The 26,358-nt window shown below is 68.8% G+C and carries 25 protein-coding genes; 23 read left to right on the forward strand and 2 right to left on the reverse strand.

The annotated features are described in order from the left end of the window. Positions 1-88: 88 nt before the first annotated feature. From NS4_RS20130 to NS4_RS20200, 14 genes are all read left to right on the forward strand, one after another. Positions 89-1,348 (forward strand): cytochrome P450, encoded by a 1,260-nt coding sequence (locus tag NS4_RS20130; protein ID WP_063061075.1) that lies wholly within the window; start codon positions 89-91, stop codon positions 1,346-1,348. 146 nt (positions 1,349-1,494) lie between these two features. Further along, entirely contained in the window at positions 1,495-2,685 is a 1,191-nt protein-coding gene (locus NS4_RS20135; RefSeq protein ID WP_157106144.1) for an aminoglycoside phosphotransferase family protein, read from the forward strand. A gap of 986 nt (positions 2,686-3,671) precedes the next feature. Continuing rightward, positions 3,672-5,978, forward strand: coding sequence for a SulP family inorganic anion transporter (locus NS4_RS20145; RefSeq protein ID WP_084487537.1), 2,307 nt, complete (start codon positions 3,672-3,674; stop codon positions 5,976-5,978). An 83-nt stretch (positions 5,979-6,061) separates the two neighbouring features. After that, complete coding sequence (locus NS4_RS20150; RefSeq protein ID WP_084487538.1) at positions 6,062-6,556, forward strand: TIGR02611 family protein; 495 nt, start codon at positions 6,062-6,064, stop codon at positions 6,554-6,556. A gap of 5 nt (positions 6,557-6,561) precedes the next feature. Then, positions 6,562-7,230 carry a (2Fe-2S)-binding protein gene (locus NS4_RS20155; RefSeq protein ID WP_245665577.1) on the forward strand — a complete coding sequence of 223 codons (669 nt, stop codon included), beginning with the start codon at positions 6,562-6,564 and terminating at the stop codon, positions 7,228-7,230. A gap of 232 nt (positions 7,231-7,462) precedes the next feature. Further along, the gene (thrS, locus tag NS4_RS20160) at positions 7,463-9,535 is read left to right on the forward strand and encodes a threonine--tRNA ligase (protein ID WP_063061115.1); all 2,073 of its coding nucleotides are present in this window, start codon (positions 7,463-7,465) and stop codon (positions 9,533-9,535) included. Positions 9,536-9,571: 36 nt separating this feature from the next. Beyond that, positions 9,572-10,171 carry an ATP adenylyltransferase gene (locus NS4_RS20165; RefSeq protein WP_063061080.1) on the forward strand — a complete coding sequence of 200 codons (600 nt, stop codon included), beginning with the start codon at positions 9,572-9,574 and terminating at the stop codon, positions 10,169-10,171. A gap of 78 nt (positions 10,172-10,249) precedes the next feature. Then, on the forward strand, positions 10,250-10,918 hold the full coding sequence (gene pgsA, locus NS4_RS20170; protein ID WP_063061081.1) for a phosphatidylinositol phosphate synthase: 669 nt from the start codon (positions 10,250-10,252) through the stop codon (positions 10,916-10,918). Beyond that, a complete protein-coding gene (locus NS4_RS20175) occupies positions 10,915-11,886 on the forward strand; it encodes a phosphatidylinositol mannoside acyltransferase (RefSeq protein ID WP_063061082.1) in 972 nt (323 codons plus the stop codon). The genes pgsA and NS4_RS20175 overlap by 4 nt, the downstream gene beginning before the upstream one ends. Continuing rightward, positions 11,883-13,007 (forward strand): glycosyltransferase family 4 protein, encoded by a 1,125-nt coding sequence (locus NS4_RS20180; protein WP_063061083.1) that lies wholly within the window; start codon positions 11,883-11,885, stop codon positions 13,005-13,007. Before NS4_RS20175 ends, NS4_RS20180 begins: the two co-directional genes overlap by 4 nt. After that, positions 13,007-14,056: an NUDIX hydrolase gene (locus NS4_RS20185; protein ID WP_063061116.1), complete on the forward strand. Its 1,050-nt coding sequence runs from the start codon at positions 13,007-13,009 to the stop codon at positions 14,054-14,056. The genes NS4_RS20180 and NS4_RS20185 overlap by 1 nt, the downstream gene beginning before the upstream one ends. A 380-nt stretch (positions 14,057-14,436) precedes the next feature. Beyond that, on the forward strand, positions 14,437-15,357 hold the full coding sequence (pdxS, locus tag NS4_RS20190; RefSeq protein WP_063061084.1) for a pyridoxal 5'-phosphate synthase lyase subunit PdxS: 921 nt from the start codon (positions 14,437-14,439) through the stop codon (positions 15,355-15,357). A 114-nt stretch (positions 15,358-15,471) separates the two neighbouring features. Continuing rightward, the gene (locus tag NS4_RS20195) at positions 15,472-16,365 is read left to right on the forward strand and encodes a LysR family transcriptional regulator (RefSeq protein WP_063061085.1); all 894 of its coding nucleotides are present in this window, start codon (positions 15,472-15,474) and stop codon (positions 16,363-16,365) included. 114 nt (positions 16,366-16,479) lie between these two features. Then, positions 16,480-17,214, forward strand: a complete 735-nt coding sequence (locus tag NS4_RS20200) for an SDR family oxidoreductase (RefSeq protein WP_063061086.1) — start codon at positions 16,480-16,482, stop codon at positions 17,212-17,214. Between the two features lie 90 nt (positions 17,215-17,304). Here NS4_RS20200 and NS4_RS20205 read toward each other — a convergent pair whose 3' ends face one another. Further along, positions 17,305-17,919, reverse strand: a complete 615-nt coding sequence (locus NS4_RS20205) for a nucleoside/nucleotide kinase family protein (RefSeq protein WP_063061087.1) — start codon at positions 17,917-17,919, stop codon at positions 17,305-17,307. Between the two features lie 94 nt (positions 17,920-18,013). On the opposite strand from NS4_RS20205, the gene NS4_RS20210 reads away from it, so the two are divergent. The 7 genes from NS4_RS20210 to ruvB all read left to right on the forward strand — a co-directional run bounded on the left by NS4_RS20210 (position 18,014) and on the right by ruvB (position 23,516). Beyond that, the gene (locus tag NS4_RS20210; RefSeq protein WP_063061088.1) at positions 18,014-18,832 is read left to right on the forward strand and encodes an acyl-CoA thioesterase; all 819 of its coding nucleotides are present in this window, start codon (positions 18,014-18,016) and stop codon (positions 18,830-18,832) included. A gap of 98 nt (positions 18,833-18,930) precedes the next feature. Then, a complete protein-coding gene (pdxT, locus tag NS4_RS20215) occupies positions 18,931-19,605 on the forward strand; it encodes a pyridoxal 5'-phosphate synthase glutaminase subunit PdxT (protein WP_063061117.1) in 675 nt (224 codons plus the stop codon). Between the two features lie 12 nt (positions 19,606-19,617). Continuing rightward, positions 19,618-20,373: a YebC/PmpR family DNA-binding transcriptional regulator gene (locus tag NS4_RS20220; RefSeq protein WP_063061089.1), complete on the forward strand. Its 756-nt coding sequence runs from the start codon at positions 19,618-19,620 to the stop codon at positions 20,371-20,373. A gap of 258 nt (positions 20,374-20,631) precedes the next feature. After that, the gene (locus NS4_RS20225; RefSeq protein ID WP_063061090.1) at positions 20,632-21,156 is read left to right on the forward strand and encodes an O-acetyl-ADP-ribose deacetylase; all 525 of its coding nucleotides are present in this window, start codon (positions 20,632-20,634) and stop codon (positions 21,154-21,156) included. A gap of 96 nt (positions 21,157-21,252) precedes the next feature. After that, positions 21,253-21,822 carry a crossover junction endodeoxyribonuclease RuvC gene (gene ruvC / locus NS4_RS20230; protein ID WP_063061091.1) on the forward strand — a complete coding sequence of 190 codons (570 nt, stop codon included), beginning with the start codon at positions 21,253-21,255 and terminating at the stop codon, positions 21,820-21,822. Continuing rightward, positions 21,819-22,421: a Holliday junction branch migration protein RuvA gene (gene ruvA / locus NS4_RS20235; RefSeq protein WP_063061092.1), complete on the forward strand. Its 603-nt coding sequence runs from the start codon at positions 21,819-21,821 to the stop codon at positions 22,419-22,421. The genes ruvC and ruvA overlap by 4 nt, the downstream gene beginning before the upstream one ends. Before the next feature lie 6 nt (positions 22,422-22,427). Further along, the gene (ruvB, locus tag NS4_RS20240) at positions 22,428-23,516 is read left to right on the forward strand and encodes a Holliday junction branch migration DNA helicase RuvB (RefSeq protein ID WP_063061093.1); all 1,089 of its coding nucleotides are present in this window, start codon (positions 22,428-22,430) and stop codon (positions 23,514-23,516) included. Positions 23,517-23,570: 54 nt separating this feature from the next. On the opposite strand, the gene NS4_RS20245 is transcribed toward ruvB, so the two are convergent. Continuing rightward, positions 23,571-23,816, reverse strand: a complete 246-nt coding sequence (locus NS4_RS20245; RefSeq protein ID WP_063061094.1) for a DivIVA domain-containing protein — start codon at positions 23,814-23,816, stop codon at positions 23,571-23,573. A gap of 191 nt (positions 23,817-24,007) precedes the next feature. Between NS4_RS20245 and yajC the strand changes: the two genes are divergently transcribed. Both yajC and secD read left to right on the forward strand, forming a co-directional pair. Continuing rightward, positions 24,008-24,379: a preprotein translocase subunit YajC gene (gene yajC / locus NS4_RS20250; RefSeq protein WP_063061095.1), complete on the forward strand. Its 372-nt coding sequence runs from the start codon at positions 24,008-24,010 to the stop codon at positions 24,377-24,379. Positions 24,380-24,483: 104 nt separating this feature from the next. After that, complete coding sequence (gene secD / locus NS4_RS20255) at positions 24,484-26,358, forward strand: protein translocase subunit SecD (RefSeq protein ID WP_063061096.1); 1,875 nt, start codon at positions 24,484-24,486, stop codon at positions 26,356-26,358.

Raw genomic sequence — 26,358 nt, forward strand, 5'->3', positions numbered from 1 at the left:
CCGGGTAATCTCGCGTATCCGACGTTGCCGGGACTTCGGTCGAGTCGCACCGGTCGTCGAGTAGCCACCGCCGCGACTGGAGAACTCTGTGAATTCCGCACGCCCCACCGCGTTCCCGGGGACCCCGGCCGCTCTCGGCTCACCCCAGAACAGCGCCGGGCCTCGTGTCCCCCTGTACTCCGACGAGATCGCCACCACGCCGCAGCGCGCCTATCAGGACATGCGACGGCGGTACGGTTCGCTGGTCCCGGTCGAGTTGGCGCCCGGGGTCCCGGCGACCCTGGTCATCGGCTACCACACCGCGCTACGGATCCTCAACGATCCCGAGCACTTTCCCGCGGATTCCCGGATCTGGCAGCAGGACGTCCCGCGTGACTGCCCGGTTCGGTCGATGCTGGAGTGGCGTCCGGCCGCCATCCGCAGCACCGGTTCCGAGCATGCGCGCTACCGCCGGGCCACGGTCGCCGGAATCGACGGTGTGGATCTGTTCGCGATGCACAGCACCGTCGAGCAGATCGCGGTCCCGCTGATCGACAGCTTCTGCGGCACCGGGTCCGCGGAACTCATCGGCCAGTACGCGTTTCCGCTGACCTTCGCGGTGGTGAACAGCATGCTGGGGTGCCCGGCCGAGATCGGCCAGCGGGCCGCGGCCGGGATGGCGGCGATGTTCGAAGGTGTCGACGCGGACGCCGGCAATATGATGTTCGGTCAGGCCATGGCGGATCTGGTCGGGTTGAAGCGGTCCGAACCGGGCGACGACGTGGTCACCCGGTTGCTGGCGGATTCGGCCGGCCTGAACGACGAGGAGATGCTGCACCAGGTCCTGAGCTTCTACGGCGCGGGAATCGAACCCCTGCAGAACCTGATCGTCAACACCCTGCGGCTCATGCTCACCGACGACCGTTTCGCCGGCGGCATCCTGGGCGGCAGTCTGTCCACCCGGGACGCGCTGGACGAGGTGCTGTTCACCGATCCGCCGCTGTCCAACTATTCGGTCTCGTTCCCGCGGCAGCCGATCCTCATCGACGGGGTGTGGCTGCCGGCGCATCAGCCGGTGGTGATCAGTATGGCCGGCTGCAACAACGATCCCGCGATCGATACCGGTGCCTACACCGACAACCGCTCGCATCTGTCGTGGAGTGTCGGACCGCATTCCTGCCCCGCGAAATCGGTGGCCTATATGGTGGCCCAGGACGCCATCGATCAATTGCTGGACGCGCTGCCCGAGATCCGGCTCGCCGTACCGGCCGAAGAACTGACCTGGCGGCCGGGACCTTTCCACCGGTCGCTTACCGCATTGCCGGTCGCGTTCCCCGCGTCAGCCCCGCTGCGGCCGCCGAGCGCGTAAGGGCCGTGTCTGCGGCGTCCGGCCCGCGTCGGTGACGCGCCGCCCCGGTGCTCACCGGCGTCGCCACGGTGGGGAGTGCTTCGCGCGATGCGCCGATTATCGTGCAAAGCACAAGTTTCGATGTGTGAAGGGTTCGGGTGGTCGAGGTGTCGGTTCGGGAAAAGGGCAGGGCGGTAGGGCTCACCACGCGGATCGCGGGGTACTACCTGCGGGATGTGATCCGCAGAACGGCTCCCACCGAGCTGACCGAGGTACCGGCGGCACCCGAGTTGCTGACCGAGCAGTGGCTCACCGCCGCGCTGTGCGCGCAGCATCCGCAGGCGCGGGTGGAGTCGTTCACGCTCACCGAGGGCAGTAACGGCACCTCGTCGCGACGGGGGCTCACCGTCCGGTACAACGAGGCAGGGGTAGCGGCCGGGCTGCCGACCGAGCTGTTCACGAAATCCACTGCGGCGCTGACCATGCGGGTGGTGTGCGGGCTGTGCCAACTGCTGGGGAACGAGTCCGGTTTCTACCGCCACATCAGGCCCGAACTCGAGTTGGAGGCGCCCTGGGCGTACCACGCCGCCTTCGATCCGCGGTCCTTCCGCTCGTTGTTCGTGCTCGAGGATGTGGTGGCCACCAAGGGCGCCACTTTCGGCAACCCGCTCACCCGGGTGCTGGACAAGGCGATGGCCGAGGACATGGTGGGGCAGCTGGCGATCTACCACGGTGCGTACTGGGACAGTCCGCGGTTGCGCAGTGATTTCGGCTGGTTGCTCACCGGTGAGCAGTGGCACACCACCATGAACAACATGATCAATACCGGCCGGATGTTCCGCAACGGGCTCGCCCGCGGTGCCGAGGCGATCCCGCCGGAACTGCGCGATCGGCGCGACGAGCTGTGGCCCGGCCTGTTCCGCGCCATGGCGCTGCACCAGCGCACCCCGCAGACCCTGCTGCACGCGGACGTACACGCGGGCAACTGGTACGTCACCGGTGACGGCCGGATGGGCCTCTACGACTGGCAGTGCACCCTGCGTGGGAACTGGGCGGCCGATTTCGCGTACGCGATCATGTCCGGGCTCACCATCGAACAGCGCCGAGAATGGGAGCGTGACCTGCTGGAATACTACCTCGACCGGTTGCGCGCCGCGGGCGGCGCGGCGCTCGCCTTCGATGCCGCGTGGCTGCAGTACCGCCAGCAGACCTTCCAGGGCGTTTTCGCCTGGGTCGGCACGCTGGGACAGGGCCGGATGCAGCCCGATATGCAGCCCCGCGATATCAGCCTCGCGAATTTCGAGCGGATCCTGCAGGCAGTGGTGGATCTGGAGTCGCTGGACAGTCTGGCCGAGTAGACCTGCGGTCGCGACCGGCCCCGCTCAGGCGCGGGGCCGGTCCGGTGGGCCGGCCGGGAGGGGATGGGTCGGGAAACCGGCGGCGAAGTACTGCATAGAACCGCGCCGGTCACCCGCGCGAACTCGGCGGCCGAGCGGGCCCCTCCCGGGTGCCGCGCGACAGGAGATCTCTGCGTGCGAAACCCTTCCGGTCGACCGGAATTCGAATCGGACAAGCTTGGTAACGTCCGCACCCGGTCTGTACTCGATTTCCCGGCCCGACACGCCGATGAGAATACCGCCGCCGCGGCCCGGGCGGGGATGGTCGCCGGTCGTCCCGACCGCTGCCCGGAGTTCCGGCCGGATGACCCGGGTCATGGGGGCGGGTACCGGTAAGCATTGTGTTTCCGCTGCTCAGCGCGTGAATTACTTCGATAGAATCATGTCGATTCGTTGATGTGACGTATGCGGCGCCGGGTCGGTCACCCGGGGTGGCGTCGGGGCGTTACACGCGACCGCCTCCCAATGACACGTATCGGTTGGGTAGCGATTGTCGTTTTCGTCTCACTACCTCTATTGCGGAGTTTTGGTAGTTCTTTACTATATGAGGAGCCGGACTGTGGCATCTCGCACGAATGGGGCGCTATGGACTCCGGTTGCGACGGTCAACCGGCCGGGCTCGCCCGGTTGCCGTGCGTCGAGCTTCGATCAGCTGTCCTGCAAGGGTTTCGGCAGTATTCTGGTAGTCGTACCCGCTCGGTCGATGTGGTTGTGAGGGTGAGATCGTCGCCGTTCGACACTCGCGGAGGCGGTATCGCCAGCCATGGCGATTCCTTCTTAGGCTTTGCTCAGTCTTTACCAATACCATAGTGAGGGTTTAAAACTCGGCCCGTTGCCGTGCCGAGGACCCAACTTCACCGCGAGATGCCGGTTCGCGGTCTGTGCCCGACTGGACATGTTGATCGTCAACCGACCTCGGCCCTGTGCCGAGTCGGCGAAGGAGAACAATGGCAACCAAAAGCCCGAATTCCCCTGTGTCACCGCCTGGATCGGGCTCGTCCGTGTCGACGGCCGGGCCCGGATCCCGCTTTCCCTCCCTGGACCTGAACTCGATCCTGCGCCACGATGTCCCGGCCTCGATCGTGGTCTTCCTCGTCGCGCTACCGCTGTCGCTGGGTATCGCTATCGCCTCCGGCGCCCCCGTGGCGGCCGGGCTCATCGCCGCCGTCATAGGCGGTATCGTCGCCGGCGCGCTCGGTGGTTCCGTACTGCAGGTGAGCGGCCCGGCGGCGGGCCTCACCGTGATCGTGGCCGAATCGATCCATCAGTTCGGCTGGCGCACAACCTGTTTCATAGTGGTCGCGGCAGGTGTCCTGCAGATCCTGTTCGGCCTCAGCCGAATCGCCCGCGCGGCGCTGGCGGTGGCCCCGGTGGTGGTACACGCGATGCTCGCGGGTATCGGTGTCACCATCGCGCTCCAGCAGGCCCATGTCCTGCTCGGTGGTGAATCGAACAGCACCGCGTGGAAGAACATCACCGAACTACCCGCTCAGATCCTGTCCGCGCACGGTCCCGCGACGCTGCTGGGCGTCGTCGTCATCGCCATCATGCTGGGCTGGAAGTACCTGCCCGAACGGGTCAAGGTGGTGCCCGGCGCGCTGGTCGCCATCGTGGTGGCCACCATCATCTCGCTGGTCCTGTCGCTGGACGTGAAGCGCGTGACCATCGACGGTTCGCTGTTCGATGCGATCGGCCTTCCCGAGCTGCCCCGCAGCGACTGGGCCGCCGTCGTGGTGATGATCCTGACCTTCGCGCTCATCGCCAGTGTGGAGAGCCTGCTGTCGGCTGTGGCCATCGACAAGATGCACAACGGGCCCCGGGCCGACTTCGACCGCGAGATGATCGGCCAGGGCTCGGCCAATGTCCTGTCGGGTCTGCTCGGCGGTCTGCCGGTCACCGGCGTCATCGTGCGCAGTTCCACCAATGTCGCCGCGGGCGCCCGTAGCCGGGCCTCGGCGGTACTGCACGGTGTGTGGCTGCTGGTGTTCTCGGTGGCTCTGGTGTCGCTGGTGGAACAGATCCCGCTGGCAGCGCTGGCCGGCCTGCTGATCGTCATCGGCGTGCAACTGGTGAAATTGGCGCATATCCGGCTCGCGCACCGCACCGGGGACCTGCTCGTCTACGTCGTCACCCTGGCGGCCGTCGTGTTCCTGAACCTGCTCGAGGGTGTACTCATCGGGCTGGCGCTGGCCTTCGCGCTGTTGATCTGGCGGATCGTCCGCGTTGCCGTCACGGCCGAACCGATCGGCGGTACCGACCGGTGGCTGGTGCGGATCGACGGCTCCTGCACCTTCCTCTCGCTGCCGAAACTCTCCGCCACCTTCGCGAAGGTCCCGCAGGGTGTCGCGGTGACGGTCGAACTGACGGTGGACTTCCTCGATCACGCCGCCTACGACGCCATCACCGATTGGGCGCGCCAGCACGAGAGCAACGGCGGCAGTGTCGATTTCGTCGAAATCGGGGCCGCCCGGATGGCGAACGCGCAGGACGCGCCGCCCTCGCGCAGTCTGGGCCGGGTAGTCCTCGACGATGTGCTCGGCCCCTGGCAGGTGGACCGCAACGGCTCGGCCGGCGGATCCGGCGACAGCGCAGACCCGCTGGTGAGCGGTATCGCGGCCTATCACCGCAGCCACGCGCATCTGGTGCGGCCGCATCTGGACGAACTGCGCCACCGGCAGGACCCCGACTCGTTCTTCCTCACCTGCTCGGATTCGCGGATCGTGCCCAATGTGATCACCAACAGCGGGCCGGGCGATCTGTTCACCGTCCGCAATGTGGGCAATCTGGTTCCCGAGCACGGTGACGCGTCGGTGGAGGCGGCGCTGGTCTTCGCGCTGGAGAAACTGAACGTGCGGTCGGTCGTGGTCTGCGGTCATTCCTCCTGCGGGGCCATGGGTGCGCTGCACTCCGGCGAAGCCGCGGGCCCGGGTATCGATCGCTGGCTCGAGTACGGACAGCCGAGCCTGGAGCGCTACCGGGCCGGGCATGTGGTCGGCCGTGCCGCCGAGGCCGCCGGATTCGGTCCGGTGGAGCAGTTGAGCATGGTCAATATCGCGGTGCAGCTGGAGAACCTGCGGCGGCATCCGTCGGTCCGCCGGGCCGTCGACGAACGCGGGCTCACCGTCTCGGGTCTGTTCTTCGATATCGCCAGCGCACGGGTCATCGAAGTCCGCCTCGACGGTATCGCCCCCATCGAGGACAACGACGAGTTATTGGCGCAGTTACAGAGAGAACCGGCGCAGTCCGCCCGGTGACGTCCCGGAAGGTGACCCGCCCGAGTGCTCCGGGCGGGTCACGTCCACGCTCCGGTCCCTCGGCGCCTCGTAGGCTGGTACCCGTGGAAAGTCGTTCCGATTCCGTCGCGGATCGCCCCGCGGCCGAGGCCGCTGCGCCCGGGGAGGCCCCCGAGCCCGAAGAGACCGGGCACCGGTCCGGTCCCGCGTTCTGGCGCGCCTACCGGGACCGGATCGCGCGGCGCCCTACGCTCGAGCTCGCCTACCGAGTCGCAGTGGCGGTCGTGGGCACCGCGGTGTTCGTCGTCGGGGTGATCACCATCCCGTTCCCCGGTCCGGGCTGGGCACTGGTCTTCGCCGGTATCGGCATTCTCGCCACCGAATTCGCAGTGGCGCGGCGGGCGCTGGTGTGGTTGCGGGACAAATACCGGCGCGGGATGGCCTGGTACATCTCCCGTGGGCCGATCATGCAGGTGATCGCCTTCCTGGCGACCTGTGCGCTCGTGGTGGCCACGCTGTGGGTACTGGGAACGTTCGGATTGGTCGGTGGCTGGATCGGAGTCGAGTGGCCGTGGTTGCGCAGCCCCCTGATGTCGTAACACCGGTGAGCGGGCGGATGCTCACCGACGAATCGTGGCTGGCGGATCGAATAGCGGATCTCGGCGCGTCCTGGCGTACCGATTCGATGCGGGTGAGCGCGACGCTGTGGTGGTGTACGACGGCCTCGGCGCTGGTAGAGCATGTGGTGGGGGCGCTGGCGCAGCAGCGTCCGATACCGGCGCCCACCGTGGACCGGCTCGCGCTGACACTGCGCGCCGACGGAACGGTCGAGCGGGTGGAGATCGCCACGGCCGGGCGACACGCGGTAGGCGCGCCATCGGACCACGACGGCGGACCGGCCGCGGACTCCGGGCCGGGAGCCACCGAGGCCGATATCGCGGTAGCCATGCGGGAGACCCTCGTCACGGTGATCGACCGCCTCGCCGCGGTGTCGGGCGTCCGGGCACCGGCGCTGTGGGCGGTGGTCACCGATGCGATGGCGAATCGGGCCGTCGACGCCGGGCAGCCCACGATCGGCAGGCGGCTGGCCGAGGCGATCGGCACGGCACTGCCCGCGCCCCGTTTCGTCGAGGTCGCCGGGCGCATTTTCGTCCGCCGTGCCTCCTGCTGCCTGGTGTACGAGGCGCCGGGCTGCGAGAAATGCGTGAGCTGCCCCAAGCGCCGCCCCTACGAGCGCGAAGCACTGCTCGCCGAGTACGCGCGGCGGGGGTGAGCCGGTTCGAGCGCCGTCGCGGTGTTCACGCGGGCCCGGCGGGCGACCTCGCCCGGTCCATCGACACGCGTTCCCGGCTGTGCCGATAGCATGGTCGCGGCCGGGCTGTGCCCGGTCACCGACAGAGGATCGAGCCGTCACCGACCCGGAACGAGCCGGAGTGATGCGGGCGATCCATTGCCCGAGCGAGCCGAACCGAAACCGGCCGTGGATACCCGAGGAGAGCGCCACCGTGACCACCACAGCCCCCCGCAGCCCAGCCACCCTCGTCCGGGTGCCTGCCGGGACGACGGCGGGTGCCGCGGTGCGTGAGGCGGGCCTGCCGGCCAAGGGCCCCGATACCGTGGTCGTCGTCCGCGACGCCGCGGGCCAATTGCGTGACCTCTCCTGGGCTCCGGAACTCGATACCGAGGTCACCCCGGTCGCCGCGAATACCGAGGACGGCCGCAGCGTGATCCGCCATTCGGCCGCCCATGTGCTGGCCCAGGCGGTGCAGCAGGAATTCCCCGAGGCCGTGCTGGGTATCGGCCCGCCGATCAAGGACGGCTTCTACTACGACTTCCGGGTCGAGCGGCCGTTCACCCCCGAGGATCTGGCCAGGCTGGAATCCCGGATGAAGAAGATCGTCAAGGGCGCACAGCGGTTTTCGCGCCGGGTCGTCGAGGTGGACCAGGCGCGGATCGAACTGGCGGCCGAACCGTTCAAACTCGAACTGATCGGCGACAAATCCGGGATCGACGATCCGGAGATCATGGAGGTCGGCGGTAACGAGCTGACCATCTACGACAATCTCGACCCGCGGACCGGCGAGCGGGTGTGGGGCGATCTGTGCCGGGGTCCGCACATCCCCACCACCAAGTTCATCCCGGCCTTCAAGCTGACCCGCAGTTCGGCCGCGTACTGGCGCGGTGACCAGAACCGGGAGGGCCTGCAGCGCATCTACGGCACCGCCTGGGAATCGACCGAGGCGCAGGACGAGTACCTGCACATGCTCGCCGAGGCCGAGAAGCGCGACCATCGCAAACTGGGCCTGGAACTCGATCTGTTCTCCTTCCCGGACGAACTGGGTTCGGGTCTGCCGGTGTTCCATCCCAAGGGCGGCATCATCCGCAAGGAGATGGAGGACTACTCGCGTCAGCAGCACGTGGCGGCGGGCTACGAGTTCGTCAACACCCCGCACATCACCAAGGCGCATCTGTTCGAGACCTCCAAGCACCTCGAGTGGTACGCCGACGGTATGTACCCGCCCATGCACCTGGACGCCGAACTCAACGAGGACGGCACCGTGCGCAAGCCGGGGCAGGACTACTACCTCAAGCCGATGAACTGCCCGATGCACAACCTGATCTACCGGTCGCGGGGCCGGTCGTACCGGGAACTGCCGCTGCGGTTGTTCGAATTCGGCTCGGTGTACCGGTACGAGAAGTCCGGGGTCGTGCACGGCCTGACCCGGGCCCGCGGTTTCACCCAGGACGACGCGCACCTCTACTGCACGCAGGAGCAGGTGGTCGAGGAACTGACCGGCACTCTGCGGTTCGTGCTCGACCTGCTGAAGGCCTACGGTCTCGAGGATTTCTACCTGGAGCTGTCCACCAAGGATCCGGACAAGTACGTCGGCTCCGACGAACTGTGGGACGAGGCCACCGAGACCCTGCGCCAGGTGGGGGAGGCATCCGGCCTGGAACTGGTGCCCGATCCCGGCGGCGCCGCCTTCTACGGCCCGAAGATCTCGGTGCAGACGCGCGACGCGCTCGGCCGCAACTGGCAGATGTCGACCATTCAGCTGGATTTCTTCGAACCGGATCTGTTCGAGCTCGAGTACACCGCCTCCGACGGCACCAAGAAGCGGCCGGTGATGATCCACCGCGCGCTGTTCGGTTCGATCGAACGCTTCTTCGGCGTGCTCACCGAGCACTACGCCGGCGCCTTCCCGGCCTGGCTGGCGCCGGTGCAGGTAGTCGGCATCCCGGTCGCCGATACCTTCGTCCCGCATCTGGACGCGGTGGTGAACCGGCTGCGGGCGGCGGGGGTCCGGGCCGAGGTCGATCGCGGTGACGACCGGATGCAGAAGAAGATCTTCAACCACACCGCGCAGAAAGTGCCGTTCATGCTGCTGGCCGGCGCGCGGGATGTGGAGGCCGGCGCGGTGAGCTTCCGGTTCCGCGACGGCACCCAGGTCAACGGGGTACCGGTGGACGATGCGGTGCGAGTGGTCGCGGAGTGGATCCGCCGCCGCGACAATTCCTCGCCCACCGCGGATACGGTTCGCGTCCTGGTGGACACCGAAGGCGGTGCGCCCGAGTGACACCGGGTCCGTCCGGGCGGGGAAAGGGTATGGAGCATGAGTGAGCGCACGGTGCCGGACGAGCTGACCGAGGAGTCCGGTTCGACCGGGGAGCGGTCCGGCGAGATCGTGGATCGCGGTGCGGGCGAGCCGGACCGGCTGCAGCGGCTGTGGACCCCGTATCGGATGTCCTATATCGCGGAGGCCGCCACCACGGCCCCCAAGGGCGCGACCGGGCATCCGTTCACCGATATCCCCACCATGTCCGACGAGGACGGTCTGGTCATCGCGCGCGGCGAGCAGGTGTACGCGGTGCTGAACCTGTACCCCTACAACCCGGGGCACATGATGGTGGTGCCCTATCGCCGGGTCGCGAATCTGGAGGATCTCACCGCCGCCGAATCCACCGAGCTGATGGAGTTCACGCAGCGGGCCATCCGGACGATGAAGAAGGTGTCCCGGCCGCACGGCTTCAATGTGGGACTCAACCTGGGTGGTGTCGCCGGCGGCTCACTCGCCGACCATCTGCACCAGCACATCGTTCCGCGCTGGGGCGGTGACGCCAACTTCATCACCGTGATCGGGGGTGCGAAGGTGATGCCGCAGCTGCTGCGCGAGACCCGGGCGCTGCTCGCCTCTGCCTGGGAGGAAGCGTAGATGAGCGACGCCGTGCTGCGCGCGCTCGCCGGAGCCGGACGGGTGCGGGTGACCCACCGGGCAGAGCAGGAGGGGTAGGTGCTGAGCATCTTCGGCCGGGCGACCTTCGCCAAGGCCACCGCGCCGCTGGGCAGGGCACTGGTCGCTACCGGCCTCACCCCCGACGCGGTCACCCTCATCGGCACCGCCGCCTCCATCGCCGCCGCGGTCACGCTGTTCCCCACCGGGCATCTGTTCTGGGGCACCATGCTCATCTGGCTGTTCGTCATGTTCGACATGCTCGACGGCGCGATGGCCCGGGCCCGGGGCGGCGGGACCCGCTACGGGGCGGTCCTCGACGCGACCTGCGACCGCGTCGCCGACGGCGCCATCTTCGGTTCGCTGGCCTGGTGGGCGGTCTACTACGAACAGAGCAGACCGCTGTTCGTGGCCACTCTGGTCGTCCTGGTGACCTCGCAGGTCATCTCCTACGCCAAGGCCCGGGCCGAGGCCAGCGGGCTGTCCGCCGACGGCGGCCTGATCGAACGACCGGACCGGCTGGTGATCGTGCTGGTGGGTGCCGGGCTCACCGGGATCGGCGGGCACTGGGGTATCGAGTGGCTCACCTGGGCGGTGCACGTGGCCATGTGGATTCTCGCCGTGCTCAGCATCGTGACGGTGGGCCAGCGGGTGCTGGCGGTGCGCAATTCGCCCGGCGCCCGCGAGATCCTGGGCATCGCGGACAAGGGAACGGAGCAGCCTTCGTGAGCGGGTGGCGGGCGAAGGCGAGCGATCGCGGATACGCCGCGGGCTGGCGGCTGGTGCGCGCCCTCCCGGATCGGGCGGCGCGCACACTGTTCGACCGGGGTGCGGATTTCGCGGCCCGCAAGGGCGGTCCGCTCCAGCTGCGGCGCAACCTGGCCCGGGTGGTCGGGGTGGCGGCGGAAGCCGTCCCCGACGAGCTCGTGCGGGCGAGTATGCGTTCCTACGCCCGCTATTGGCGGGAGGCGTTCCGGCTGCCGACGATGGATCACGCCGAACTGGTGGAGTCGGGGCGGATCACGGTGATCGGCCGGGAGCACCTGGATGCCGCGCTGGCCCGCGGTCGCGGGGTGGTGTTCGTTCTGCCGCATTCGGGCAACTGGGATATGGCCGGTACCTGGCTGGTCCAGAACTACGGGACATTCACCACCGTCGCCGAACGGCTGAAGCCGGAATCGCTGTTCGAACGGTTCGTGGCCTACCGCGAGAGCCTGGGCTTCGAGGTGTTCCCGCTGACCGGGGGCGAGCAGCCGCCGTTCACCGCGCTGGCGCAGCGGTTGCGCGACAACAAGATCGTCTGCCTGATGGGTGAGCGCGACCTCACCGGTCGCGGTGTCCCGGTCACCTTCTTCGGGGAACGGACCTGGATGCCTGCCGGAGCGGCCGCGCTCGCCGCGGAAACCGGTGCCGCGCTCATGCCGGTACACGTCTGGTTCACCGTGGACGACCGCGGCCGGGAGGGCTGGATCGTCCGCACCCGGGAACCGCTGGACGTCACCGGCGGTGTCGCGGCCGCGACGCAGGCGCTGGCGGATTGTTTCGCCGCCGGTATCGCCGAGCATCCGGCCGACTGGCATATGTGGCAGCCGCTGTGGGAAACGGATCTGTCCGAGGCCCGGCTGGACCGAATCCACGCCGAACAGGCGCGGCGCGAGACGTATTCCATCGAAGCCGGTGGAGACCGCACCCCATGAGAATCGGCATGGTCTGTCCCTACTCGTTCGACGTACCCGGCGGCGTACAGGCGCATGTGGTGGAGCTCGCGCAGGTCTTCCGGGAACGCGGCCACAAAGTCAGTGTGCTCGCACCCGCCGCCGAGACGACCGAGCTCCCCGATTTCGTCGTCTCGGCCGGGCGCGCGGTGGCGATCCCGTACAACGGCTCGGTGGCCCGGCTCTCCTTCGGGCCGACCGCCTACACCCGGATCCGCCGGTGGATCGAGAGCAACGAGTTCGACGTCCTGCACATCCACGAACCCAACGCGCCCAGTCTGTCCATGCTGGCCCTCAAGATCGCCGAGGGCCCGATCGTGGCCACCTTCCACACCTCCACCACGAAGTCGCTGGTACTGGCGACATTCCAGGGCGTGCTGCGGCCGTATCACGAGAAGATCAGCGGCCGGATCGCGGTATCGGAACTGGCCCGTCGGTGGCAGGTGGAGGCACTCGGCTCGGACGCGGTGGAGATACCGAACGGGGTCGATGTGCAGGCGTTCGCCCGCGCTCCGCGGCTGCCCGGCTATCCGCGACCGGGCGGCACCGTCCTGTTCCTCGGCCGCTATGACGAGCCGCGTAAGGGGATGCAGGTGCTGCTGGGGGCCCTGCCGGCCCTCGTCGCGCGGCACCCCGCGGTGGAAGTCCTGGTCGTCGGCCGCGGCGACGAGGAACGTCTGCGCCGGGAGGCCGGCCCGCTCGCTCGGCACCTGCGCTTCCTCGGCCAGGTGTCGGACGCGGAAAAGGCCTCGGCCATGCGCAGTGCCGATGTCTACGTGGCACCGAATCTGGGTGGGGAGAGTTTCGGGATCATCCTCATCGAGGCCATGGCCGCCGGAACCGCCGTGGTGGCCAGCGAACTGGACGCCTTCCGCCGGGTACTGCGCGACGGCACCGCCGGGCTGCTGGTGCCGATCGGCGACGCGACGGCCCTGGCCGACGCCCTGGACACGGTGCTCACCGACGAGGCCCGGCGCACCGACCTGGTGCGCACGGCGACACAGGTGGTCGGCACCTACGACTGGCCGGTGGTGGCCGAACAGATCCTGCGGGTCTACGAAACCGTGGTGGTCGGCGATCTGCGGGTGCGGGTGGCCGGATGATCACTTTCTCCGCGACCACGGTTCTGGTTCTGGCGCTCGTCGCCGCCCTCGTGGTGGCACTCGGGGTGTGGGCCTATTCCACCGCCAACCGGCTCGACCGCCTGCATGTGCGCACCGATCTGGCCTGGCACGCGCTGGAGGCGGCGCTGGCCCGCCGGGCCGTGGTGGCCCGGGCGGTGGCGACTTCGCTGTCCGGGTCGCACGCCGGCACCGAGTCCGATACGGCCGAGTCCGCCCGGCGGCTCACCGCACTGGCCGACCGCGCCGAGCGCACCGGCCGCGAAGACCGGGAAACCGTGGAGAATCAGCTGGCGGCCGCCCTGTCGGCCGTCGATATCGGCAAGTTGCCGACCCAGCAGGTCGCCGAACTGGCCGATGCCGAGGCCCGGGTGCTCATCGCCCGCCGCTTCCACAACGACGCCGTACGCGACACCCTGGCGCTGCGGACCCGCCGCCCGGTGCGCTGGCTGCACCTCGGCGGTACCGCGCCCGTGCCGGCCTATTTCGAGATCGCCGAACGGGCCACCCCCGCGGCCTCGACCGGGCTGGAGGTCGACACCACGCGGGTCTCGGCGCGGGTGGCCCTGCTCGACGAACAGGACCGGATCCTGCTCATGCGCGGCCACGATCCGCTGGCCCCGGAGGTGTCGTTCTGGTTCACCGTCGGTGGCGGGGTCGAACCGGGGGAGAGCCTGCGCGAGGCCGCGGTACGCGAGGTGTACGAGGAAACCGGGCTCACCGCCGATCCGGCCGCCCTGCGCGGCCCGATCTGGCGGCGGGTGGCGGTCTTCCCGTTCAACGGCGATCTGATCCGTTCCGAGGAACTGTTCTTCGCGCTGCGGGTACCACGGTTCGAACCCGAGGCGACCGATCTGACCTACATCGAGCAACGCTCCATCACCGGTAACCGGTGGTGCGGCCCCGACGAGATCCGGGCACAGGTTGCCGCAGGTGAGATGGTGTATCCGTACCAACTGGACGAACTGCTCGCGGAAGCCTCGGCCGCGGCCGACGCCGCGAGTGATCCAGAGGTCCGCTCCATCCGGTGAATGTGACCGGGCTCACTGACGTGGTAGGGTCGCAGACGGTTTGACACGCCGAGGATGTGTCGATTCGGTGTGTGGAGGTGAGTACGTGTCCTACATCCTGTTCGATTACCTGTTGCCGATTCTGGGCCCCGGCCCCGCCGAGTACTGGGCGAAGCTGCTGGTGGTCGATCCGATCTGAATCGGTTCGAAGTGCTCCGCCGGGCCGGTATCCCACCGGTCCGGCGGTGTCGTTTTCCGGTCCAGTATCCGGAGGCCGCCGGGAAACCGCAGGTGATCGCCAGGCCAGTGTGCGTCAACTGGCTATGAAGACGGTTTGTCGACCCACCTAGAATCGTGGTGTTCATCGACGATCCCCCCTGGCAACAGACACAGGAGCTGCCGTGACCACGTCCGAGACCACCCAGACCCCCGACGCGACCCGCGAGGCCGGTACCGCCCGCGTGAAGCGCGGTATGGCCGAGATGCTCAAGGGCGGGGTGATCATGGATGTGGTCACCCCGGAGCAGGCCAAGATCGCCGAGGACGCCGGTGCGGTCGCGGTGATGGCGCTCGAGCGAGTGCCGGCCGATATCCGCGCCCAGGGCGGGGTGTCCCGGATGAGCGATCCCGACATGATCGACGGGATCATCGAAGCGGTTTCCATCCCGGTGATGGCCAAGGCCCGGATCGGGCATTTCGTGGAGGCGCAGGTGCTGCAGAGCCTCGGCGTCGACTACATCGACGAATCCGAGGTCCTCACCCCGGCCGACTACGCCAACCACATCGACAAGTGGAATTTCACGGTGCCGTTCGTCTGTGGCGCCACCAATCTCGGTGAGGCGCTGCGCCGGATCACCGAGGGCGCGGCCATGATCCGCTCCAAGGGTGAGGCGGGCACCGGCGATGTCTCCAACGCCACCACGCATATGCGTAAGATCCGGCAGGAGATCACGCGGCTGGCCTCCCTGCCCACCGATGAGCTGTTCGTCGCCGCCAAGGAACTCCAGGCGCCCTACGAACTGGTGAAGGAGATCGCCGAAACCGGGAAACTGCCCGTCGTGCTGTTCACCGCCGGCGGTATCGCCACTCCGGCCGACGCGGCCATGATGATGCAGCTCGGTGCCGAGGGCGTTTTCGTCGGCTCGGGCATCTTCAAGTCCGGCAACCCGGCACAGCGCGCGAGCGCGATCGTGAAGGCGACCACGTTCTACGACGACCCCGACGTGCTGGCCAAGGTCTCGCGCGGACTGGGTGAGGCGATGGTCGGCATCAATGTCGACGAGATCCCGCAACCGCACCGGCTGGCCGAACGCGGTTGGTGATCGGCGCGCCGACATCCGGCGGCACCTGGCCCGCGCACCGGGCGTGCGCCGGGCGCCGCGATCCGGTGCCGTGGCGCGACACCGGATCGCGGCGGGCTCGGTAGCGCGGCGCGGATGGAACTGCGGCAGCTGCGGTACTTCGTCGTACTCGCCGAGGAACTGCATTTCGGTCGCGCCGCCGACCGTTTGTTCATCACCACGCCTACCCTGAGCCAGCAGCTGAAGGTACTGGAACGAGAACTCGGTACCCCGCTGGTGCTGCGCGGCCGCCGCACCGAATTGACTCCGGCGGGAGCGGCGCTGCTGGAATCGGGTCGCGCGGTGTTGCGCGCCGCCGACGATGCGGTCCGGTCGGCCCGGCGAGCGGGCGGTGTCGACGATCCGCGCTTGCGTCTCGGGCTGGTCAACGGTGCACCGCCCTGGTTGCCCACCCGCATCGGCGAGCTGGCCCGGGCGGCGCTTCCGGGGGCTCGGACAGTATTGACCAGCGGTACCACTACCGAGCAGGCCGAGTTGCTGGCCGCGGGCGCGGTGGACCTGGCTCTGCTCCGGGCACCGGTCCAATTGCCTGCCGCCTTCGTCCGGCGACCCGTGGCTGCCGAAGAACTCGGGGTCCTGATGTCGGCCACCCATCCGCTGGCCGGCGTCTCGGTCCTCACACCCGCCGAGCTGGACGGGCACGAACTGGTCCTCTTTCCCCGCGACGTGGCTCCCGGACTGCACGACACGCTGCTCGACGAGCTACGCGCGCGGGGCGTGCGGATGCGGCTCAGCGACAACGTGCTCGGCCATGCCCAGCTGGTTTCGGTACTGCCGTCCCGTGACGATGTGGTGGGTGTGGGGTCACAGCGGGCACGGCGCCCGGGCCTGGTCTGGCACGCCTTCCCCGGTGATCCCCTGATCGTCACCTATGTCGCGGCATGGCCGCGCGACAGTCGCCATCCGGTGCTGCGAGGTGTGCTCGAAGCGCTGCCGGCCGGTGCGCTCACCGGACCCGCCGGACACTGACCGCGCTCCGCGGCCGGGGCATACGGCGCTTCCAGCAGCGGCGTTCGGCCGACTCGAACGGTTGTATGCAACCGGCACATGGACCGGGGATCGCGCCGGTGGTCGACTGGCGCCATGACAGCAGATACGACGGCGACCGAACGGGTCGTCATCATCGGTGGCAGCTCCGGAATGGGTCTTGCGCTCGCCCGGGAACTCGTCGTTACGGGTGCCGAAGTGGTGATCGCCGGCCGGTCCGCCGCACGGCTCGCGACGGCATCGGCCACGCTGCCTGCAGGTCCCGGTGAGATACAGACCCGGCAGCTCGACATCACCCGGGAAACCGAGGTCGAGGCGCTGTTCACCGAGCTCGGCCGGATCGATCACGCGATCGTCACCGCCGCCGATGTGCGAGGAATGTACGCGCCGATCCGATCCTTCGAGCCCGCGGCGACCCGAGCCCTCGTCGATACGAAACTCTTCGGGCCCGCGCTGGTGGCCAAGTACGCCGATTTCGGTCCGGGCGGTTCCCTGGTGCTGACCTCGGGAATCGCCGCCTATCGGCCGGGCCCGGGTTCGGCCCTGGTCGCCGCCGTGAACGGCGGCGTGGCCTCGCTGGCCTACGCACTGGCCCTCGAACTCGCGCCGACCCGTGTCAACGTGATCTCGCCGGGTTGGGTGGACACCCCGATCTGGGAGTCGATCGGTGGCGGTGACCCGGTGCAGCGACAGCGGGACATGGCCGCGCGGCTACCGGTGGGCCGTATCGGGCGGCCGGACGATATCGCGGCCGCGATACTCGCCCTCATGCGCAATCCGTTCGTCACCGGCACCGTTCTGCATGCGGATGGCGGCCACCGCCTGGTCTGATACACCGCCTACTTTGCGCGGCGAAAAGCCCTGATTCGCGCCGGCGCGAGTGGCGCGGGTCAGCGCCCGGTCCGCGCAGATACCGCTCGGTCAGCCTGCGCCGGCCCGCAGGGCGGGGCGGTCGGGATGGTCCCAGCGCACGAAGTAGTCCGCGGTAGCGCCGTGTTCACGATCGTGGGAGAGCAGCGCCGGTACGGTCCAGGCCTCTTCGTCCGGGGTGCCGCGGGCGAGCGCGGCCGCGCCGAGGTCGAGCCGGACGGTGCGATCGAAGGGCAGGCCGCGGCCCAGCAGCATAGGGCCCGCCACGAACAGCGCGGTCCCGGGCAGTGCGGTGCGGCGGCGGGCCCGCGCGGAGCGATCGGCGGCCTCGTCCCACAGCGCGGGCAGCCAGGTACCGGTGTGGTGCACCGCGTCGATGACTTCGCGCCGCAGCGCCGAATAGTCGAACCAACTCGTGCGATACGAGGTCTCGTCGCGGCCGAACTCCATTCGCAGCGAGGCGGGGCGGACGTAATCGTGCAGCGATACCGTTTCGGCGGGCCGGCCGTCCACCCGCACCCGCTCGGCGGCTCGGGTCGCGAATCCGAGCGGGTGCGCCGCGTCGGCGCCGTCGACACCGACCACCCGGTACCCGTCCAGCGTCCGCAGGTCCCGGGTCACGAGTTCGGTGAGAGCGTCGGGGGTGATCGGTGTGAAGCGCGGCACCGGACCATCACAGCAGGTCCCGGCGGGCGGTCGGTGACGGGGATTACCCCTGACCGGATCGTGGAAAAACGGGGGCTCGGGATAATGTCGGCGGATGGCGACTATCGAAGAGGCACTGGAGATCGAACGCCTCGAGCGGGACATCTTCCGCGGCGCGTCCACGAAGACCCAGCTGCCGCGTACGTTCGGCGGCCAGGTGGCGGGCCAGGCGCTGGTGTCGGCGGTGCGCACCGTGGAGCCGCGGTTCCAGGTGCATTCCCTGCACGGCTACTTCCTGCGGCCCGGTAATCCCGAGGCGCCCACCGTCTACATGGTGGACCGGATCCGCGACGGTCGCTCCTTCTGCACCCGCCGGGTCACCGGTGTGCAGGACGGGGACGCGATATTCACCATGTCGGCGTCCTTCCACATCGGTGACCAGGGCCCATCGCATCAGGACGAGATGGCCGACGTCCAGCCGCCGAACGATCTTCCCGACGCCAAGACCAGCATGGATCCGGAGCGGCTGTGGGCCATGCGGGAATGGGAGCACTGGGATATCCGCCCGGTTCCGCAGGATCAGGTGACCCGGCGGCCCGGTGTGGTCTCCCCGCAGCAGGTGTGGTTCCGCTACCGGCACCCGTTACCCGATGATCCGCTGTTCCATGTGTGCACGCTCGCCTATATGAGCGATATGACGCTGCTCGGCTCCTCCAAGGTCACCCATCCCGACGAGCCCACCCAGAACGCCTCGCTCGACCACGCGATGTGGTTCCTGCGCCCGTTCCGCACCGACGACTGGCTGCTCTACGACCAGTCGTCGCCGTCGGCCGGGTTCGGCCGGGCCCTGACCGGCGGGAAGATCTTCGATCGCGACGGCCGGCTGGTGGCCGCGGTGGTGCAGGAAGGTCTTATCCGCACACTGCGGTCCTGAGCGGGCCGGTCCACGGGGTTCCCCGGTGTGCGCGGCGTCGGCGTGACCCCGCGCACACCCGTCCGGCTCGTAAGCTCGCACAGGTGAACGATTCTGCGGTGTCTCCCGAAGCGGCGGCCGCACCGGATGCCGGTGCCGCCCCCGACCGGCCCACCATCGGCGTGCTGGCCCTGCAGGGCGATGTCCGGGAACATGTCGCGGTGCTCGCCGAATGCGGTGCCCGCCCGGTCCTGGTCCGCCGCCCGGACGAGCTGGCCGCCGTCGACGCGCTGGTGCTGCCCGGCGGGGAATCCACGGCGATCAGCAAATTGCTCGAGATCTTCGAACTGCTCGAACCCTTGCGCGCCAGGCTGCGCGCCGGGATGCCGGCATTCGGGTCCTGTGCCGGGATGATCCTGCTGGCGAGCGAGGTGCTCGACACCCGCGCCGATGCGAAACATCTCGACGGCATCGATATGACGGTGCGCCGCAACGCTTTCGGGCGTCAGGTCGATTCGTTTGAAACCGATATCGAATTCGCGGGGCTGCCCGGCGACCCGGTCCGGGCGGTGTTCATCCGCGCGCCGTGGGTCGAACGGGCCGGCGACGGCGTGGAGGTGCTGGCCCGGGTGCCGAGCGGCCCGGCCGCCGGCCGGATCGTCGCCGTCCGGCAGGGCCGCGTGGTGGCCACGGCCTTCCACCCGGAAGTCACCGGTGATCACCGTGTGCACCGAATGTTCGTCGATCTGGTTCGTGGCGTAGCGTTGTCCAGCGATACCGTGCCATCGACCTGAAGGAAGTAGGGAATGAGCGGCCACTCCAAATGGGCCACCACCAAGCACAAGAAGGCGGCGATCGATGCTAAGCGTGGCAAGCTCTTCGCCAAGCTGATCAAGAACATCGAGGTGGCGGCCCGGACCGGCGGTGGCGATCCGGAAGGCAACCCGACGCTGTTCGACGCCATCCAGAAGGCCAAGAAATCGTCGGTTCCCAACGACAATATCGAGCGGGCACGTAAGCGCGGCGGCGGCGAGGAAGCCGGCGGCGCCGACTGGCAGACCATCATGTACGAGGGCTACGGCCCCAACGGTGTCGCTGTCCTGATCGAATGCCTCACCGACAACCGCAACCGGGCCGCCGGTGAGGTGCGCGTCGCCATGACCCGCAACGGCGGGAACATGGCCGATCCGGGCTCGGTGTCCTACCTGTTCCACCGCAAGGGCATAGTCACCCTGGAGAAGAACGGTCTGTCCGAGGACGATGTGCTGATGGCGGTGCTGGACGCCGGCGCCGAGGAGGTCAACGACCTCGGTGAATCCTTCGAGATCATCAGCGAGCCCGGCGACCTGATCGAGGTCCGCAAAGCGCTGCAGTCCGCCGATATCGACTACGACTCCGCCGAATCCGGGTTCCAGCCGTCGGTGAGCGTCGCGGTCGACGCCGACGGTGCCCGCAAGGTGTTCAAACTGGTCGACGCGCTGGAGGACAGCGACGACGTCCAGAACGTCTACACCAATGTCGATATCTCCGACGAGGTACTGGCCGAACTGGACGCCGACTGACTGTACCAACCGGCCGGGCCGGCGTAGTGATCCCGCAGGGCGGGGTAGTAGTCGTCGAAGTCGGGGCGTCGCGCGTCCGTGCGCGACGCCCCGAGTGCGTCCAGACGCTGGTCGCGGGCCTGCCGATCGGGAACCGGTCGGCGATCGCGCTCGCGGTGCGGCGGGTGCCGCGGAGCGGTGCCGGACGCGAGGGTCTCGATCGAGAGGGTGCGGGCGTGCCCTCGCAGGAGCGACGGTGGGCGGCGGCACAATGGCGGCATGGTCGCTGTCACTCTCGTACACGGGGATATCACCGAGCAGCAGGTCGACGCGGTGGTCAACGCCGCCAACTCGGAACTCCTCGGCGGTGGAGGTGTGGACGGCGCGATACATCGGCGCGGGGGCCCCGCGATCCTGGCCGAATGCCGGCGGTTACGGGAGACCGACTACCCCCGCGGACTGCCCACCGGACAGGCGGTGGCGACCACGGCCGGTGACCTGCCGGCCCGGTGGGTCATCCATACGGTCGGCCCGGTGTGGTCGGCCCGGGGTGACCGGGCGGCGCAGCTCGCTCCGCTGCTGGCCTCCTGCTATCGCGAGTCGCTGCGGGTCGCCGACGAACTGGGGGCGCGGACGGTCGCTTTCCCGGCGATCTCCACCGGCGTGTACCGCTGGCCGATGGACGACGGGGCCCGGATCGCGATCGACACCGTCCATGCGGCGCAGACCCGGGTCGAGGAAGTGCGGTTCGTGCTGTACGACGCCGCCGCGTACGACATCTTCGCAGCGCAGCTGACCCGCTGAGCCCCCCCGGCGACCCGGGTCCGTGTCCCTGGCGCCGAGATACCCGCCCCTGCACTAGACTTCGAACAATTGTTCGTTCTGTGAAGGGATTCGTCGGTGCGGGTGATGGGCGTCGACCCGGGGCTCACCCGGTGTGGGGTGAGCATGGTCGAAGGGGGCGCGGGGCGCACCGTGCGGGCGATCGCGGTGGACGTTGTCCGCACCCCGACCGAGATGGACCTGGCCCAGCGACTGCTGCGCATTTCCGACGCCGCCGAGACGTGGATGGAAACCCACAGTCCCGAAGTGGTGGCGATCGAGCGGGTGTTCGCGCAGCACAATGTGCGCACCGCCATGGGCACCGCGCAGGCGGGCGGGGTCATCGCACTGGCGGCCGCGCGCCGGGATATCCCGGTCATGTTCCATACTCCCAGTGAGGTGAAGGCGGCCGTCACCGGTAACGGCGGTGCGGACAAGAAACAGGTGACCGCCATGGTCACCCGGATCCTCGGGCTCGCGGCCCCGCCGAAACCGGCCGATGCCGCCGACGCGCTGGCACTCGCCATCTGTCACTGCTGGCGGGCGCCGCTGCTGGAGCGGATGGCGCGGGCCGAAGCTCTGGCCGAACGAGCCCGGCAGCAGTACACACAACGACTGGAACAGCAGCGGAAGGCGGTACGCGGGTGATCGCGTCCATACGCGGCGAAGTCCTCGAACTCGCCCTCGATCATGTGGTGCTGGAAGCATCGGGCGTCGGGTACCAGCTCAACGCCACCCCCGCCACCCTGGCAGGGCTCACCCGCGGTACCGAGGCCACGCTGTTCACTGCATTGATCGTGCGCGAGGACTCGATGACCCTCTACGGGTTCGCCGATACCGAGTCGCGCGATCTGTTCGGCCTGTTGCAGACCGTGTCCGGCGTGGGGCCGCGGTTGGCCATGGCGGTACTGGCGGTGCTGGAACCGGAGGCACTGCGCAAGGCGCTGGCCGCGGGCGATATCGCGGCACTCACCCGGGTGCCCGGAATCGGCAAACGCGGTGCCGAGCGAATGGTCGTGGAACTGCGGGACAAGGTGAATCTGGTGCCGGTGCCGACGGGTGGCGCGAGCGCCGCCGCGCCGGTACGGACTCCCGTCCGCGATCAGGTGGTGGAAGCGCTCACCGGCCTCGGATTCCCGATCAAACAGGCCGAACCGGCCGTGGACGCGGTGCTGGCCGACAACCCCGACGCCGGTAATTCGGCCGCGCTGCGCGCCGCGCTCGCAATGCTGGGCAGGAACCGTTAGGCCCCGATGGAATACGACGACGACCACAACGCAGCGGAGTCGCCGGTCAGCGCCGGCTATCTGGCCTCCGACGGGGACACCGACTCCGGCTTGCGTCCCACCTCGCTCGACGGTTTCATCGGTCAGCCGCGGGTGCGCGAACAGCTCGCCCTGGTACTGCGTGGCGCCCGGGCGCGTGGCGGCACACCCGATCACATCCTGCTGTCGGGGCCGCCGGGACTGGGTAAGACGAGCCTGGCGATGATCATCGCCACCGAACTCGGCACCGCGTTGCGCATCACCTCCGGTCCGGCCCTGGAACGCGCGGGTGATCTGGCCGCCATGCTCAGCAATCTGGTCCCCGGGGACGTGCTGTTCATCGACGAGATCCACCGGATGGCCCGGCCCGCCGAGGAAATGCTGTATCTGGCGATGGAGGATTTCCGTGTCGACGTGGTGGTCGGCAAGGGGCCGGGCGCGACCTCGATCCCGCTCGATATCGCGCCGTTCACCCTGGTCGGCGCCACTACCCGCTCGGGAGCGCTCACCGGCCCGCTCCGCGACCGGTTCGGTTTCACCGGTCATATGGATTTCTACGAACCCGACGAACTGCTGCTCATCCTGCAGCGCTCCGCGCAGATCCTCGGCGTGGGCATCGACACCGACGCCGCCGCCGAGATCGCGGGCCGCTCCCGGGGGACGCCCCGGATCGCCAACCGGCTGCTGCGCCGGGTGCGTGACTACGCCGAGGTCCGGGCCGACGGCCTGATCACCCTGGCGGTCGCCCGGGCGGCGCTCGAGGTGTACGACGTCGACCCGATGGGCCTGGACCGGCTCGACCGCGCGGTGCTGGGTGCGCTGGTCCGGGGTTTCGGCGGGGGACCGGTGGGTGTATCGACACTGGCCGTGGCGGTCGGTGAGGAGCCGGCCACGGTGGAGGAAGTGTGCGAACCTTTCCTGGTACGGGCCGGGATGGTCGCGCGTACGCCGCGCGGCCGGGTGGCGACGGCTACCGCCTGGTCGCATCTGGGCCTCACACCGCCCCCGGACCTGACCTTCGGGGCACTCGAGGTTCGCGGTCGCGAACCGCATCCGACGCTCGACCTGTTCGAATGAGCGTTGGGCTTCCGGCCTGCCCCGGTCCGCCGGCGTGGGCGATCGGTGAGCCGGTCAGAACCCGAACCGGTGGCGTACCCGCAGCAGGAAGTCGTCCACCTGGTCGGGGTGGTAGCCACGCTGGAAAAAACTCGGGACGGTCCGGACACCGCGGCTCAGGTGTTCGGACGTGAGCGTCGCGCGCCCGGCGAGGGCGGCCGCGATCAGGTCCAGCAGTTCGTCGACATCCTGCTCCCGATAGCCGCGACGGCCCAACGGCGCTCGCGCGAAAGTGATCTCGTGGACTTCCTCGGGAGTCATCCCTCGATTATCGCGGGGCCCGCCGTCGCCCGCCGGGCGTTCACCGGAGGACGAGATGTGCCACGGCCCGCCCCCTGCGTCGGCCGCACGCCGCGTGTTGTGGCGTGCGGGTGTGGCGCGGATCCGAGGAACTGGCAGACTGTGTGCGTACCTGTCCCCCTCCCCATCCAGATCAGGAACTGACTTCGACCATGGATCTGCTGTTTCCGCTCATACTGGTCGCGCTGCTGGTGCCGATGTTCCTAGGCATGCGCCGCCAGAAGAAAGAGGCCGACAAAGTCGCCCAGATGCAGGACAGTCTGAAGGTCGGTGACCGGGTCACCACCACCTCGGGCCTGTACGGCACCGTGGTCGAGGCCGACGACACCAGTGTCGATCTCGAGATCGCCGAGGATGTCGTGACCACCTGGCTGCGTGCGGCCATCCGCGAGGTGCGCGTCGACGATACCGACGACGAAACCACCGGTGACGGCACCGAGGGCGCCGAGTCGACCGACTCCGCCGCCGCCCCCGCCGCCGAGGAGACCCCGGAGCAGACCGAAACCCGGCTGACCAAGGACTGATCACCGCGGCCCGGCCACCGGAACCGGAAATCCCGGGCAACCGGTGGTAGAGGCATGTGCCGTGGCCGTTCCACCCAGAACTTCCGCCTAGGAGATGACGACCTGTGCCACCGTCCCAGGGATCGGCGCACCAATTCCGCTGGCTCGCCTTGTTCGGCGTGCTGGTGGCCGCGATCTACGCGCTGGTGTTCTTCACCGGTGACAAATCACCGACACCCAAACTCGGCATCGACCTGCAGGGTGGTACCCGGGTCACCCTGACGGCGCGAACGCCCGACGGGAACCGGCCCAGCAAGGACAGTCTCGCCAAGGCGCAGGAGATCATCGAGAACCGGGTGAACGGGCTCGGCGTCTCCGGATCCGAGGTGGTGATCGACGGGGACAACCTGGTCATCACCGTCCCGGGAGAGGACAGCCAGCAGGCCCGCACCCTCGCCAGCACCGCCAAGCTGTACATCAGGCCGGTCCTGAACGCTTCGCCGGCGCCGAGCGCGCAGCAGCCGGCCGCGGGCGGCACCACCCCGGCCCCGGGCCAGACCACCCCGGCGCCCGAGCCCGCTCCCGCACCGGCCGGTGCGGAGGGCGCGGTACCCGGTACCGGTGCAGAGGGCACAGTTCCCGATGCGGGCGCCACGCCCGATACCGGCACCCAGGACGGTACGGCTCCCGATACCGGCGCCACCGCACCGGTCGAGGAGACCCCCGCCGCGGCGCCTCTGCCGGAGAGCGAGATCGACGTGCATCCGGCCCAGGCGCCCGGTGAACCGCCCGCCGAACCTTCGGCGCCCGCCGAGACCACTCCGGCTCCCGCCCCGCAGGATCCGAATGCCCCGCCGGCCACTCCCGCAGAAGGATCGCTGAGCCCGCAGGAACAGGCGCAGCAGGAGATCCAGACGGCCAAGGCCATCCGGCAGAGTACCGATCCCACCACTCAGCAACTCGCGATGGCGTCCCTGGACTGCACCGCCGCCGATCCGCTCGCCGGAAACGACGATCCGAACCTGCCGCTGGTCACCTGCTCCACCGACGGTAAAGAGGTGTTCCTGCTCGACAAGAGCCGGATCGACGGACAGGAGATCGCCGACGCGACCTCCGGCCTGAACACCGAACAGGCGCGGCACGAGGTCAACCTGGAGTTCAAGGGCAGCGGTAGCGATGCCTGGGCCTCGCTGACCGGTGAGTACGTGCAGCAGCGGGTGGCCTTCGTCCTCGATTCGGAGGTGGTCAGCGCTCCGGTGGTCCAGCAGGGCCCCCAGCTGGGCGGGCGCACCTCGATCTCCGGTGACTTCAACGCCGCCAGCGCCAAGGAACTGGCGAACACGCTGAAGTACGGTTCGCTGCCGCTGTCGTTCCAGACCTCCGAGGCCGAGACGGTGTCGGCGACCCTCGGGCTGTCCTCGCTGAAAGCGGGCCTGATCGCCGGGGCGGTCGGCCTGGTCGCGGTACTCGTCTACTGTCTGGTCTATTACCGCATGCTGGGGTTCCTCACGGCATTGTCGCTGGTCGGGTCCGGTTTCGCGGTGTACGGCATCATGGTCCTGCTCGGCCGGTGGATCGGGTTCACCCTCGACCTGGCCGGTATCGCCGGTTTGATCATCGGTATCGGTATGACCGCCGACTCGTTCGTCGTGTTCTTCGAGCGGATCAAGGACGAGATGCGGGAGGGACGAAGTTTCCGGTCGGCGGTACCGCGCGGCTGGCAACGCGCCCGCAAGACGATTCTGTCCGGTAACGCCGTCAGCTTCATCGCCGCCGCCGTGCTGTACGTGCTCGCGGTCGGTCAGGTGCGCGGCTTCGCGTTCACGCTCGGTTTGACCACCATCCTCGACGTGGTGGTCGTGGTCCTGGTGACGGCGCCGCTCGTCCACCTGGCCTCCCGGTCCACTTTCTGGGCCAAACCGTCGGTGAACGGGCTCGGCGCGATGCAGGAGCTCGCCCGGGAACGCAAGGCGGCCGAGGCCGCGGTCGGGAAGGCGTGA

The organism is Nocardia sienata NBRC 100364 (assembly GCF_001613205.1).
Classification (GTDB): domain Bacteria; phylum Actinomycetota; class Actinomycetes; order Mycobacteriales; family Mycobacteriaceae; genus Nocardia; species Nocardia sienata.

What these genes read in the sequence shown, in the direction of transcription:
- NS4_RS20165 (WP_063061080.1), top strand. Translation starts at nt 9,572, where the DNA reads ATGAGTGAGCGCACGGTGCCGGACGAGCTGACCGAGGAGTCCGGTTCG.
- NS4_RS20225 (WP_063061090.1), top strand. Translation starts at nt 20,632, where the DNA reads ATGGTCGCTGTCACTCTCGTACACGGGGATATCACCGAGCAGCAGGTC.
- yajC (WP_063061095.1), top strand. Translation starts at nt 24,008, where the DNA reads ATGGATCTGCTGTTTCCGCTCATACTGGTCGCGCTGCTGGTGCCGATG.
- NS4_RS20220 (WP_063061089.1), top strand. Translation starts at nt 19,618, where the DNA reads ATGAGCGGCCACTCCAAATGGGCCACCACCAAGCACAAGAAGGCGGCG.
- NS4_RS20210 (WP_063061088.1), top strand. Translation starts at nt 18,014, where the DNA reads ATGGCGACTATCGAAGAGGCACTGGAGATCGAACGCCTCGAGCGGGAC.
- NS4_RS20145 (WP_084487537.1), top strand. Translation starts at nt 3,672, where the DNA reads ATGGCAACCAAAAGCCCGAATTCCCCTGTGTCACCGCCTGGATCGGGC.
- NS4_RS20180 (WP_063061083.1), top strand. Translation starts at nt 11,883, where the DNA reads ATGAGAATCGGCATGGTCTGTCCCTACTCGTTCGACGTACCCGGCGGC.
- NS4_RS20245 (WP_063061094.1), bottom strand. Translation starts at nt 23,816, where the DNA reads ATGACTCCCGAGGAAGTCCACGAGATCACTTTCGCGCGAGCGCCGTTG.
- ruvB (WP_063061093.1), top strand. Translation starts at nt 22,428, where the DNA reads ATGGAATACGACGACGACCACAACGCAGCGGAGTCGCCGGTCAGCGCC.
- NS4_RS20200 (WP_063061086.1), top strand. Translation starts at nt 16,480, where the DNA reads ATGACAGCAGATACGACGGCGACCGAACGGGTCGTCATCATCGGTGGC.
- NS4_RS20195 (WP_063061085.1), top strand. Translation starts at nt 15,472, where the DNA reads ATGGAACTGCGGCAGCTGCGGTACTTCGTCGTACTCGCCGAGGAACTG.